Annotated in this window: 12 protein-coding genes; 5 read left to right on the top strand and 7 right to left on the bottom strand. The window is 68.8% G+C overall.

What is annotated here, in order from left to right; all coding sequences use genetic code 11:
- Positions 1 to 23: 23 nt before the first annotated feature.
- From FHY18_RS17545 to FHY18_RS17555, 3 genes are read right to left on the bottom strand one after another with little or no spacing between them, the layout of a single operon-like run.
- Positions 24 to 350 carry a phosphotyrosine protein phosphatase gene (locus FHY18_RS17545; RefSeq protein WP_259158323.1) on the bottom strand — a complete coding sequence of 109 codons (327 nt, stop codon included), beginning with the start codon at positions 348 to 350 and terminating at the stop codon, positions 24 to 26.
- Between the two features lie 29 nt (positions 351 to 379).
- Entirely contained in the window at positions 380 to 3,700 is a 3,321-nt protein-coding gene (locus FHY18_RS17550; protein ID WP_259157353.1) for an ankyrin repeat domain-containing protein, read from the bottom strand.
- A complete protein-coding gene (locus FHY18_RS17555) occupies positions 3,693 to 3,953 on the bottom strand; it encodes a YcgL domain-containing protein (protein ID WP_259157354.1) in 261 nt (86 codons plus the stop codon). The genes FHY18_RS17550 and FHY18_RS17555 overlap by 8 nt, the downstream gene beginning before the upstream one ends.
- A gap of 218 nt (positions 3,954 to 4,171) precedes the next feature.
- On the opposite strand from FHY18_RS17555, the gene FHY18_RS17560 reads away from it, so the two are divergent.
- The 5 genes from FHY18_RS17560 (at position 4,172) to FHY18_RS17580 (ending at position 8,795) form a co-directional block, all read left to right on the top strand.
- Positions 4,172 to 5,368, top strand: coding sequence for a beta-ketoacyl-[acyl-carrier-protein] synthase family protein (locus FHY18_RS17560; RefSeq protein ID WP_259157355.1), 1,197 nt, complete (start codon positions 4,172 to 4,174; stop codon positions 5,366 to 5,368).
- A complete protein-coding gene (locus FHY18_RS17565) occupies positions 5,368 to 6,141 on the top strand; it encodes a beta-ketoacyl synthase chain length factor (RefSeq protein WP_259157356.1) in 774 nt (257 codons plus the stop codon). The genes FHY18_RS17560 and FHY18_RS17565 overlap by 1 nt, the downstream gene beginning before the upstream one ends.
- Positions 6,138 to 6,959, top strand: coding sequence for a glycosyltransferase family 2 protein (locus tag FHY18_RS17570; protein ID WP_259157357.1), 822 nt, complete (start codon positions 6,138 to 6,140; stop codon positions 6,957 to 6,959). The genes FHY18_RS17565 and FHY18_RS17570 overlap by 4 nt, the downstream gene beginning before the upstream one ends.
- Entirely contained in the window at positions 6,956 to 8,578 is a 1,623-nt protein-coding gene (locus FHY18_RS17575; protein WP_259157358.1) for an NAD(P)/FAD-dependent oxidoreductase, read from the top strand. The genes FHY18_RS17570 and FHY18_RS17575 overlap by 4 nt, the downstream gene beginning before the upstream one ends.
- An 82-nt stretch (positions 8,579 to 8,660) precedes the next feature.
- A complete protein-coding gene (locus FHY18_RS17580; protein ID WP_259157360.1) occupies positions 8,661 to 8,795 on the top strand; it encodes a hypothetical protein in 135 nt (44 codons plus the stop codon).
- A gap of 292 nt (positions 8,796 to 9,087) precedes the next feature.
- Here FHY18_RS17580 and fabG read toward each other — a convergent pair whose 3' ends face one another.
- From fabG to FHY18_RS17600, 4 genes are all read right to left on the bottom strand, one after another.
- Positions 9,088 to 9,825 carry a 3-oxoacyl-ACP reductase FabG gene (fabG, locus tag FHY18_RS17585; protein ID WP_259157362.1) on the bottom strand — a complete coding sequence of 246 codons (738 nt, stop codon included), beginning with the start codon at positions 9,823 to 9,825 and terminating at the stop codon, positions 9,088 to 9,090.
- A 168-nt stretch (positions 9,826 to 9,993) separates the two neighbouring features.
- Positions 9,994 to 10,434 carry a hotdog family protein gene (locus tag FHY18_RS17590; RefSeq protein WP_259157363.1) on the bottom strand — a complete coding sequence of 147 codons (441 nt, stop codon included), beginning with the start codon at positions 10,432 to 10,434 and terminating at the stop codon, positions 9,994 to 9,996.
- Positions 10,421 to 12,787: an MMPL family transporter gene (locus tag FHY18_RS17595; RefSeq protein WP_259157365.1), complete on the bottom strand. Its 2,367-nt coding sequence runs from the start codon at positions 12,785 to 12,787 to the stop codon at positions 10,421 to 10,423. The genes FHY18_RS17590 and FHY18_RS17595 overlap by 14 nt, the downstream gene beginning before the upstream one ends.
- Positions 12,777 to 12,970: hypothetical protein (locus tag FHY18_RS17600; protein ID WP_259157367.1), on the bottom strand; the 194-nt coding region annotated here is incomplete at its 5' end. The genes FHY18_RS17600 and FHY18_RS17595, both read right to left, overlap by 11 nt.

Below are 12,970 nucleotides of genomic sequence, written 5' to 3' on the forward strand. Positions count from 1 at the left end.
GCATGCGCGGTGTCGGGATCAGGTTACGAATACGCCGGCAGGCGCAGCAGCGGTGGCACCGTGTGTTCCAGCCGACGGATCAGTGCCGGATCCATGTACGCGTAGTCATCGGGAATCTGCAGCGACACCACGCGGCAATGGCGCAGATGCGCGGCGAAGCGCTTGCGCAGCAGCTGCAGGTGGCGGCGCTCCATCACCAGCACCAGGTCGGACTCGTGCAGCAACTCGGGGGTGACCTGTACCTGCGCATCGGCGGCCAGCCCGGCCGATTGGGTCTGCACGCCCGGCCAGTGGGCAAACACGCGCTCGGCGGTAGGGCTGCGCAGCCGGTTGCGGCTGCACACGAACAGTACCCGCAGCGGTGAACCGCCGCGCCGGCTCAGCGGCCTTCGCGCAGGAAGCGCGCCATCGAGGATACGCCCGGCAAGGCGGGTTCGAACTGGCCGGCCACATCGATGAAGCCGCGCATGATGGCGATCTCGCGCGGGGTGCGGTTGAGCGCGTCGCGGCGGTCGGCGTCGGCGCCGGCACGCAGCAGGCGCTGTACCAGCAGCGGCAGGCCATGCAGTGCGGCCAGATGCAGCGGGCCGAAGCCGCGCTGATCGGCCACATCCAGCGAGACGTCTTCATCGAGCAGGCGTTCGACGCCGGCCAGCACCACCTTTTCGTCGCAGGCGGTGCCCGGTTCGGCGCGCGCGCCCAGCAACAACAGCAACGGGCTGACCCGCCCACCGGCCAGCGCATCCGGGTCGGCGCCGGCCAGCAACAAGGTGTCCAGCAACGCCAGCAGACGGGTGGTGTCGCGCGCCGTGAAGCCGTACAGCGCCGCGCAGTGCAGCGGTGCCAGCCCCTGATTGTCGGTGGCGTGCACGTCGGCTGCAGCCGTGAGCAGGCGCGCCACGATGTCCGGCAGGCCGAGCGCGCAGGCCAGCATCAGCACGGTCACTCCGCCCGGCAGGCGATGTTCGATCTGCGCGCCGGCCTGCAACAGTGCGGCGACGATGTCGGTCTGGCGCATGCTCACCGCCGCCGACAACGGCGTGGCGCCGCTGTTGGCCGCGCGTTGCGGATCGGCGCCGCGGCCGAGCAGATGCGCGACCACACCCAGGTGGCCGCCACCGGCCGCACGCAGCAGCGCAGTGCAGCCCTGGGCGTCGACGGCATCCACCGGCAGGCCGAGGTCGATCAGCCGCCGCACCGCATCGGTGTCGCCGGTCATCGCTGCCGCCGGCACGTCCGCTTCGCGCAGCGTGCGGCCTGGCAGCGACCAGATCCGCCAGTCCAGCCAGTCGGCCAGATCGCGCCGGCCGATCGACAACGCCACGCCCAGCGGGGTCTGCCCGTCGGCGGCGCGCGCTTCCGGCGAGGCGCCCTGCTTGACCAGCAATTTCAGCGAGGCGTCCCGACCGAGCGCGGTCGCCAGATGCAGCGCGGTCATGCCGTGGCTGTCGCGCGCCTCGCGGTCCACGCCATGTTCCAGCAACCACTGCTGCAGGCGCAGCCAGCCCAGCCGCACGGCCAGCGACAACGGCGGGTCGCCGGCTGCCGACGGCGCAAACGGGTCGGCGCCACGTTCAAGCAACTCCAGTGCGAACTGTTCCAGCCCGCGCGAGGCGGCATCGTGCTGCACGCAGGCGCTGAGCAGCCGGGTCAGGCCGCCCGCACCGGCCGGCGACACGCCGTGACGCAGCAACACCTGCAGCGCCGGCACCGCTTCCACGCCGCGCGAGAGCAGCGCAAACATCGGCACGTCGCCGCAGGCATCGCGCATCTCGGCATCGGCGCCGTGGCGCAGCAGCCAGTCCACCGCATCGGCGTTGAGCGCCAGATGCGCGTCATGCAGCAGGCCGCCGAGTTCTTCCGGGGCGCATAGCCGCGCCAGCGCGTCCAGGCCATCGCGTTGGCCGAACTGCAGGCCTTCGCGCAACAACACCAACGGCGGGCGATCGGGCAGCACCGCAACGCCGGGGGTATCGCCGTGCGCATCGCTGACGGCGGCCGGCACGGGATAGCTGGGGTCGAGCAGTTGCACGATCGCCCAACGCCCGGCTTCGGCTGCCACGTCCACGGCGCGACGGCCATGCACATCGACGCTGTCGGCCGGCACCTGCAGATCGAGCAGACGTCGGATCAAGGCCGGCGACACGCTGTCGGCGGCGCAGGCCAGCATCACCGCATTGCGGCCGTCGCCGTCGGTGGCCAGCACATCGGCCTTGCGCGCGACCAGGCGTTCGAGCACCGCACTGCGCGCCTGACGCGCCGCGTCCAGCCACGGCGTGCGGCCGAGCAGATCGCGCGCTTCCAGGTTGGCCCCGGCCGACAACAGCGCCTCGACGATGTCGCCGTGGCCGGCCAGCGCCGCTTCGTGCAGGGCGCTACGCCGCTGGCGGTCGCGCGCATCCACCCGCGCCTTGTGCTTGAGCAGCAACTGCACGCCGGCCGGGTCGTCTTCCTCGGTGCCGGCCGCGGCCAGCAACACCGGCGCACCGCCGTCCGGCTCGGAGTGGGCACCGCGTTCCAGCAGAAATTTCGCCAGCCGCCAATTGCCGACCTGGCAGGCCATCGCCAGCGGCGAGTGACCTTCGTTGTTGAGCGCGTCCAGTTCGGCGGCGGCATCGCGCAGCAACGCAGCCACGCCGGGGTCGGAACTGCGTACGGCGTGATGCAGCGGGGTATTGCCGTCGTTGTCGGTGGAGCGCGGGTCGGCACCGTTGGCCAGCAGGGTCATCACCGCATCCGGGCGGCCATGCCAGCTGTCGCGGGTGGCGGCCAGCAGCGGCGTCATGCCGCGATGCGGCTGGTTGACGTCCACGCGGCGCACGATCAGCTCGCGCAGCAGGCGCAGATCCGGCAGCACCGCGGCCAGCGCCGGCAGGCTGCGCTGGTCGCGCCATTCCGGCAGCGGCATCGCCTGCGGGTCGGCGCCGGCCTCCAGCAACTGCAGCGCGCGGTCCACCCGGCCGCTACGCGCGGCTTCGAACAATTCGGGCACCAGCTGATGCTGGGCGACCGGCTCCAGCGGGCGCGGTTCGGCGGCCGCTTCGGAGAAGAAATCGGCAGCCTGCCTGGCCACTGGCGCATCGCTGCGCGCCGGTGCGGCGGTGCGTTGCAGCAGCAGATGGGCGGCGGGCAGCAGCGCGCTGGCGGCAATCGCCAGGCCCCAGCGCAGGCCGCCGGACAACCAGCCCGGCCAGGCCACCACCACCACGACGGTGCACACCGCCAGCACCAGGGCGGCCGCCAGCAGGCCGCGCCAGGCATGCAATTCCTGCGTGGCCAGCGCGTGCCAGCGTGGCGCCAGCGCGCCACCGTCGCGTTCCACCTCGCCCCACAACGGCCAGGTGCGCCACAGGCCCAGCAAGGCGGCGCTCACGGCCACGCTCAGGGCCAACGCTGCGGCCAGGCTGCCGCTGTCGCGCAGCGCGGTCAGCGGCCAGCTGATCAATGCCGCCAAGGCGAGCAGGCCGACGCCCCAGATCGCCAGCAACGGCGGCAACGCCTGCGCGATGGCGCGCGGCTGCGTCGCCAGCGCGCGGGTGCCGCGCGCCCACGACACCGCCAGTGCAAAGACCGGCTGCGCCAGCCACAGGCTTACCGCAGCAACGGCGCCGCCAAGGCCACCGAGCAGGGACAACACCACGCCGGCTGCACCTGCCAGCGCTGCGGCGCGCACTCGCGCGGCACGCTGCGGCTCAGTCATAGTCGCACTCGCCCGCCAGCACCACCGTCTTGGGCAGCTGCAGGTAGAACCCGTGCTTGCCGAGCGCTTCGCGCACGGTTGCCACATCGGCCTGCGCCAGGCGGCGCTCAGGCGTCAACGCCACCTCCAGCACGAATGCGAATGGCGCCAACTGCGCGTGCACGGCAGCGGGAAGACCGGAGAAGTCGTCGCGCGTGGCCAGGTAGACGAAGGTGTCCTGCTTGCGTTGGCTTTTATAGACGTAGGCGTGCATGCGCGCGTGATCGCGCTCTAAGAGCGGTAGGTCGCGTCGATTGTGTCCCAATTGCGGCGACGGCGAAAGCGCGGCCGCTGCGAAAAATCCCAGCCACGTCAGCGACATGACCGGCGCGTTCAGTTGCGCCGTCGACGGGGCCGGCGCACGCCGCCGATATACTGCGAGCACTTTTTGCCAGCCAGACCATCGTGAGCCAAGCGCAGCATTCGTCCCAGATGGCCCCGGTCGCCGTCACCGCCTACACCTCCACCACCGCGCTCGGCGCCGGGCTCGCGGCCCAGGCCGCCGCCCTGCAGTCGCGTCGCAGCGGCCTGCGTTACAACGATTTCGGACCGCAGCCGCTGCCGTGCTGGATCGGCCGCGTCGACGGCGTGGAAGCAGTCGTGCTGCCCGATGCGCTGCAAGGCTGGGACTGCCGCAACAACCGGCTGGCCTGGCTGGCCCTGCAGCAGGACGGCATGGCCGACGCCGTGCAGGCAGCCGCCCAGCGCTACGGCGCCGAGCGCGTGGCGGTGATCATCGGCACTTCCACCTCCAGCATCGGCGCCAGCGAAGAGGCCTATACGCGGCTGGTCGACGACGCCGACGGCGCGCGGTTTCCGGACGATCTGGCCCGCCCCATCGTGCACACCCCGCATTCGCTGGGCGACTTCGTCCAGCACGCCACCGGCCTGCGCGGCCCCAGCGTGACCGTGGCCACCGCCTGTTCGTCCAGCGCCAAGGTCTTCGCCCAGGCGGCGCGGCTGATCGACGCCGGGGTGATCGACGCGGCGCTGGTCGGCGGCGTGGACACCTTGTGCGGCAGCGTGCTGTTCGGCTTCAACTCGCTGCAGGTGGTCGCGCCCGAACCGTGCCAGCCGTTCGACGCGCGTCGGGTCGGCCTGAGCCTGGGCGAAGCCGGTGGCTTTGCGCTGGTCGAACGCACCGCCGCCGCCCCGGAGGCGACGCTATGGCTGTACGGCTACGGCGAATCCAGCGATGCGCACCACATGTCCGCCCCGCATCCGCAGGGCCTGGGCGCGCAGCTGGCGATGCGCGGCGCGCTCGAACGCGCCGGCCTGGACGCAGCAGCGGTGGGCTATCTGAATCTGCATGGCACCGCCACGCCGGCCAACGACAGCGTGGAAGCGGCAGCGGTGGCGGCGATCTTCCCGGACACCTTGCACGCCAGTTCGACCAAGGCCTGGACCGGCCACACCCTGGGCGCGGCCGGCATCGTCGAGTCGGTGATCGCGCTGCTGGCGCTGCGCGACGGCGTGCTGCCGGGCACGCTCAACAGTGCCGTGCCCGACCCCGCCTGCGGCCCGCAGATCCGCTTCGACAACGCCCATTCCCGGATCGATTACGCAATGAACAACTCCTTCGGTTTTGGCGGCAACAACTGTTCGCTGCTGTTCGGGCGGGCACGCTGATGCTGACCGCCACCATCGAAGGGATCGGTTTCTGGACCCAGGGCCTGCCAACCTGGGAAGCGGCGCATGCGTTCGTGCACGGCGCCCCGCTGCAGGAGACGCCTACGCGTCCGGCACCGCAACTGCTGGCCGCCAACGAGCGCCGCCGCGCGCCCGATACGGTGGCGGTGTCGCTCGAAGCCGCACTGGCCGCCTGCACGGCCGCCGGCCGCGACCCCGCCAGCCTGCCGTCGGTGTTCACTTCCACGCACGGCGATCTGGCCATCACCGATTACATGTGCACCACGCTGGCCAGCGACCCGCTGGCGATCTCGCCGACCAAGTTCCACAACTCGGTGCACAACGCCGCGGCAGGCTACTGGACCATCGGCGCCGGTGCGATGACCCCGGCCACGGCGATCAGCGCCCACGCCGCCAGTTTTGCGCAGGGCCTGCTGGAAGCGCTGGTGCAACTCACCGCCGGCGTCGATGCGGTGCTGCTGGCCGGATACGACGCGCGCTCGGTGGGGCCGCTTGGCCGCATCTCGCCCAGCCAGGGCCTGCTCGGTGGCGCACTGGTGCTGGGCCGCGCCGGCCAGGCCGGCAAACCGCAGCTGCAGGCGCGGCTGGACGATGGCGCGCCGTCTCCCGATGATGGCGCGCTGGCGCACCATGTCGCAGGCAATGCGATGGCGCCGATGCTGCCGCTGTTTGCGCTGCTGGCCGGCCACGGCGACAGCGCTGCGCTGTATGCCGGCCCTGGCCGCGTGCTGCGCGTGGAGCTGCAGCGATGAGCCGGGTGCCGTTGACCCGCGAGGACACCGCGATTCTGGTGCCCGCCCTGAACGAGGCATTGCGCATCCGCGAAGTGGTCACCGATGCCTTGACCTACTGCTCGCATGTGATCGTGATCGATGATGGCTCCGACGATGGCACCGCCGATTGCATCGCCGATCTGCCGGTGCGGCTGATCCGCCATCCGCAGCGCATGGGCAAGGGCGCCGCGTTGCGCAGCGGCTTTGCGCAGGCGCAGCAGATGGGCATGCGTGCGGTGATGACCATGGACGGCGATGGCCAGCACAAGGCCGCCGACTTCCCGCGCCTGCTGGCCGCGGCCAACCGCCACCCCGGCTGCGTGATCGTCGGTGCGCGCATGCGCAAGCGCGCCACCCAGCCGACCATCCGCCGGATCGGCAACGACTTCGGCGACTGGGGCATCGCCTGGGCCTGCGGCTTTCGCCTGGTGGACAGCCAGAGCGGCCAACGGCTGTATCCGGCCTCGGTGTTCACCCTGCCCGACGTGCCCGGCGAAGGCTTCGTGTTCGAAGCGCAGCTGCTGATTTCCGCCGCCCGCCAGGCCGGCGCGCGCGTGGTAGCGGTGCCGATCGAAACCCGCTACGCCGGCAGCGCGCCGGGCACCTTCCGCAAGAGCCATTTCCGGCTGGTGCGCGATCTTTGGGAAATCACCTCGCATGTGGTCAAGCAGGTGTGGGCCTATGGCCACATCTGGCGCGAGTACCGCAACGTGCGCGCCAACCCGGTGTTGATCGACGATGCCGACGCCGAATTTGCTACTGTGCCCTCGCCTACCAAGAGCGACCCATCCCCATGAATGCACAGCGTGCCGATGTCGTCATCACCGGGGGTGGTCTGGCCGGTCTGAGCTTGGCCCTGCAACTGAAGCAACGCGACCCGGAGCTTGCGATCACCGTGCTGGAGCGCCGTGCGCACCCGGTGCGCGAGGCGGCATTCAAGGTGGGCGAATCCACGGTGGAAATCGGCGCGCATTATTTCGCCGACGTGCTGGGCCTGCGCGAGCATCTGGAGACCGAGCAGATCCGCAAGTTCGGTTTCCGCTTTTTCTTCTCCGACAAGCGCGAGGACATCGATCGCTGCACCGAGCTAGGCGTCAGCCAGATCCTGCCAACGCCGTCGTGGCAGATCGACCGCGGTCGCTTCGAGAATTTCCTCGGCGAGCGCGCACGCGCGCTGGGCGTCAGCTTCCTCGACAACTGCAGCGTCAAGGGCGTGGACCTGTCCGACGACACCGCCGACCACGCGGTGCGCTACGAGCATGCCGGCGAGCCGGGCACGCTGAGCGCGCGCTGGGTGGTCGATGCCAGTGGCCGCGCCGGCCTGCTCAAGCGCAAGCTGGATCTGGCACAGGACAACGCGCATAACGCCAATGCAGTGTGGTGGCGCGTGGAGGGCCTGATCGACCCTAACGGCTGGTCGCAGGACAGCAGCTGGCTGCAGCGCTGCACACCGCCGGACCGCTGGCGTTCCACCAACCACATGTGCGGGCCGGGTTACTGGTTCTGGTTGATCCCGCTGTCGTCGGGCGCGCATTCGCTGGGTATCGTCTGCGATGCGCAGATGCACCCGCTGGAGACCATGAACACGCACGAAAAAGCCATGGGCTGGCTGCGCCTGCATCAACCGCAGGTCGCCGCATCGCTGGACAAGGCCGACTACCGCCTGCAGGACTTTCTGTTCCTGCGCAAGTTTTCGTATGGCTGCAAGCAGGTGTTCTCGTCGCAGCGCTGGGCGCTGACCGGCGAGGCGGGCCTGTTCCTGGATCCGTTCTATTCGCCCGGCAGCGACTTCATCGCCATCTCCAACACCTATATCTGCGAACTGATCGGCCGCGATCGTGCCGGCAGGTCGCTCAGCCCGTATACCGAGCTGTATGAGCAACTGTATTTCTCGTTCTACGAAAACACCCTGACCCTGTACCAGGATCAGTACGCCCTGTTTGGCGACGAACAGGTCATGCCGGTCAAGGTGATCTGGGATTACACCTACTACTGGTCGTTGCTGGCGCCGTTGTTCTGCTCCGGACGCATCGCCGACCTGAGTCTGTTGTCGCGCATGAAAGCGGATTTTCTGTATGCGCGCGATCTGAACCTGTCCATGCAACGGGTGCTGCACGACTGGGGCGTGCACAACACCGCACAGGGCATCGCCACCGGTGGTGGCCGCCTGCTGGACCAATATCTGATCGGCTGGTTCAACGAACTCAATGGCGCCTTGCACGACACCCTGGACGATGAGGCCTTCGCCGCACGCATCCACACCAACGTGGCGCAAATGGCGGTGCTGGCCCGGGAGATCCTGCAGCAGGCACGCCACCGCCACCCGGAGTTGCCCGACCATGGCCTGGACGCACTGACCGCCAACGCCAGCGGCGAGGCGATCCTGACGGCAACGTGGTACGCCGACGCGGCATAGTCATGCGCGAACGCGCATCCTGGTACCCCGGGGCTCATAGATCCGTAGTCTTCACGCAACCAGATTTTCCACAGGGGGATCCATGCCTCAGAAACTACTGGGCGTGCTTGTCGTGGCTTTGCTCGGCAGCAGCGGCACGCAGGCAGTTGCGCAGAACATCGTGCAGTACACGCCAGAACCTTTGCTCATGAATGCAAGCGACCTGGTGCCGGTGTGACGGCGCGCGGCAGAAACGCATTATCTTGCGCAGGGTGCGAGTATCTACAACTGGACAGCGTCATACCACGATCGCGGCGATGGCCTCTATGTGGACGGCCGCCTGCGCGCGAACGGAAATACGGTCTCTGTGCATTGCCGCGCCGCGCGTGGCGCGCGTGAGCGCGAATTGGTCATGAGTATCGACGAAACAGGCGGCTGAACGCCGCAGCTATTGCGCGCCTGTAGCCCAACGTGGGCGCCCCCGCACTCCAGAAGGCCGCCCATGGACCAATCGGGGAAGTGACGAGGATTCAGCCCATTCCGCCATTGATGCCGATGACCTGGCCATTGATGTAACCGGCGGACTCCGAGCACAGAAACACGACCAGTGCGGCCACTTCCTCGGGCTTGCCCACGCGGCCGGCCGGCACCATCTGCTTGATGACGTCCGGGGCGAAGCTTTCGCCGACCATCTCGCCTTCGATCACGCCCGGCGCCACCACGTTGACCGCGATACCGCGGCTGGCCATCTCGCGCGACAGCGACTTGCTGGCACCGTGCAGCGCCGCCTTGGCTGCGGCGTAGTTGGTCTGCCCGCGGTTACCCAGCACCGCCGCCACCGACGACACGCTGACGATGCGGCCCCAGCGCGTGCGCGCCATCGGCAACAGCAAGGGCTGGGTGACATTGAAGAATCCATGCAGCGACACATCGATGACCCGATGCCACTGGGCGGCGTTCATGCCGGCCATCGGCGCGTCGTCGTGGATGCCGGCGTTATTGACCACGATCTGGATCGGGCCGGCGTCCAGCAGGCGCTCGAGCGCCGCACCGCTGGCCTGCGCATCGGCCACATCGAAGGCCACCGCTTCGGCGCTGCCGCCGTCGGCCACGATCGCTGCGACCACTTCATCGGCGCGGGCGATATTGCGGTTGGCATGCACGATCACATGGCGACCCTGCGCCGCCAACTGACGGCAGATCGCACCACCAAGATCGCCGCTGCCGCCGCTGACGAGGGCGCGGCGCTGTGGAATGGATGTGCTCATGAAAGCCTCGATAAAAGCCGCAGACACGACGGCGGAAAGAGCCTCATCCTAACGACTCGCAGCAGGCGCAGGAATAGATCGCCCGCATTGATCGCCCGCATCTTGTAGGAGCGCGCTTGCGCGCGATGCGGCTTCAGCGGTAACGCTCCATCGCGCGCAAGCGCGCTCCTACAGGGCCTGCGCGGCGCCCAGCATCACCGTGGCGCGCCCTTCGGCGAGCAACTGATCGCCGTGGCTCAGACGAAAGCTGTATTGCTGGCTGTCCTCGCCCTGCATCAGCACCTGCGCTTCGCACTCGATGGCATCGGGCAACGCGTCCAGATGGGTCACGTGCAACTCCACGCCGCGCAACGCGACCAGCATGCCAGGGCGCACCGGCTTGCCGGATTCTCGACCCAACAGGCCGCCATGCACCGCCATGGCCTGCGCGCCGTATTCGCACAGATGCACCGCGCGCAGACGTCCATCGGCACGCAGCGGATGCGTGTCGCTGCAATGGGCGTGACTGCGCACCACGATCCGCTGCGCATCCCAGGTCACTATCTCATCCCACAGGCACATGCTGCCCTGGTGCGGAATCAAGGCGGCAATTGCGTCACGTCCCTGCATGCGATGCTCCACTGGGTGTGCGCTCCAGTGCCGGCTCGCGCGACACCAGCAACGCCAGGATGAAATTGAACAACACGCCCAAGGCCACCGTGCTGCCGATCGCGCGCAGCACCGGGATGCTGGAGGCGGCCAGCAGCGCGAACACCAGCAATGTCATCAGGCTGCAGACGATCAACGCATGCAGCGTGCGCAGCTGATCGGCGTGATCGTCGCCGGCATGATCGAAGAACAAGGCGTAATCCAGGCCCAGGCCTGCGGCCAGAATCAGCGCGATCAGATGGAACAGGTTGAGCTCCACGCCGATGCCGCGCAGGATCGCCAGGATCAGCACGGTGGTCAGCGCCATCGGCAACAGCACACGCACGATACGGCGCGGGCTGCGCAACGCGATCGCCACCGTTACTGCAAGCAGCAACGCCGCCACACCGAGCGCCCCCAGCACCCGGCCGCGGTAGGCCGCCACCAGCGATTCGGACGCATCCTTGAGGTCCAGCAATTGCGCGCCGCTGCCCTGCACCGCCGCAGCCAACAGCGCCGGATCATGCAGGCCGGTCAGCGACACCAGGGCAGTCGTACGATCGCCGCGCCCCAGCAGCAGGCCGCCCACCGACGTGGCCAGCGGCGAGCCGGTCAGATCCTTCGGCAGCAGCGGCGGTGCACGCTTGGCGGCATCCAGATCCTGCAGGAATGGCGCAAACGCATCGCTGCGGAAAGGCGTGGCCGCCACCGCGCGCTCGGTCAGCGTGCGTGCCTGCGCCGCATCCGGCAACCGCGCCTGACGCGCCTGCTGGGTCTTGGCACTGGGCAGATACCGCGCGGCCATGTCGTAGCCGGTCAGGGCACCGTCGCGCACCAGCGCATCCAGCCGCGGCCGCAGGCGCTCGCTGGCCTGCAGCGCCGCCTCATCGCTGGCCGCAGACAGCGCGAGCACGTAACGCACATCGGGCGCGCCCAGCTCCTGACGCAAGCGGGTGTCCTGCGCCAATGCCTTGGGCGGCACCGGAGTGAGTTTGGACAGGTCGTTCTGCCAGAACTGGCCGGGCGCCAAAGCGATCACCGCAATGCCGATCACCGCGATCACTGCCAGGCTGATGCGTGGCCGCGGCAAGCGCGCGATGCCGCGCCACAGCCCAGCCAACAGGCGCGAATCGGCGTAGTCGCGCGGGGCCGGGTCGATCAGCCACGGCAACAGCCAACGCGTGGTCACCGCTGCAGTGGCCAGGCCGGCAATGGTGAACACCGCCAGCTGGCGCAGGCCATCCACGCCTGAAAACAGAAAGGTCACATACGCAATGCAGGTGGACACCACGCCGGTCGCCAGCGTCGGCCACAAATGCCGCGCGTTCTCGCGCGGATCCAGGCCGGGACGTTGATGGCTGAACAGGTGGATCGGGTAATCCTGCACCACGCCGATCAACGTGAAGCCGAAGGCCACGGTGATCCCGTGCACGCCGTCGAACAGCAGTGCCACCGCGCCCAGGCCGGCCAACCCCGCGCTCGCCAGCGGCAACACGCCCAGCACCGGAATCTTCCAGCTGCGGTAGGCGATCATCAGCAACAGCACCAGACCCACCGTATCCAGCGTGCCGATCCATTGCGACTCGCCCTGGGTGCGCGCGGTGATCTCCACCGCGAATGCGCCCGGGCCGGTCAAGGTCAGCTGCGTCGTGGTGCCCTTGCTGACCTTGGCGAACGCCGCCTGCACGGCGTCGTAGGCCAGCTGCTGGCCGGTAGGATCGAAGCCGGCCGCATGCGTCTGCACGATCAGCAGGGCCGAGGTACCGGCGCGATCGAACCACACCCCATTGCGCGTTTGCGGGGCGGCCGCCGGCTGCAGGGTCTCGGCCAGATGCAGCACTTCCAGCGTCGGGTCGCGCGGCAGCAGCGGCTCCACCATCGCCGCTGCCGGCGAGCCCAGATCCTGCACGCGCGACTGCAGCGCAGCTTCGAGCGTCGCCGCGTCCAGCGTTGCGGTGTCGAAACTGTCGCTCAGCAGGTAGCGATACGGCAGCAAGCGCTCCGGAATCGCCTCCAATCCGGCAGTGCCGCCATTACCGACCAACTCGAACAGCGCCGGCTGCGCGGCCAGTGCCTGCTGCAACCGTTGCGATTGCTCGGCCAGGATGGCCGGGTCGCTATTGGACAAGGCCATCAGCAACAGCCGCGACCCCGGGCCTTCGCCCAGCTCTTCGATCAGCAGTTTTTGCGCCGGCGTACGCGGGGCAGGCATGAATTTTCGCAGATCGCCGGTGACCTTGAGCGTCTCGCTCAGCCAGAACCCGGCCACCACCAGCACTGCCAGCCACAGCAAGGCCAGGCCAATGCGGCGGTTTGCGTTCAATTCAAACGGCATGCAACCGCCTCACTGCAATGGCTGGACGTCCACCGGCCGCGCGCGCGGCATCGGGCCACACCGGCGTTTTCTTTCTGCGGAGGGCGGGCATGAATTTTCGCAGATCGCCGGTGACCTTGAGCGTCTCGCTCAGCCAGAACCCGGCCACCACCAGCACTGCCAGCCACAGCAAGGCCAGGCCAA

The organism is Xanthomonas sp. 3793, from assembly GCF_024806835.1.
In the GTDB taxonomy this organism is placed as follows: domain Bacteria; phylum Pseudomonadota; class Gammaproteobacteria; order Xanthomonadales; family Xanthomonadaceae; genus Xanthomonas; species Xanthomonas arboricola_F.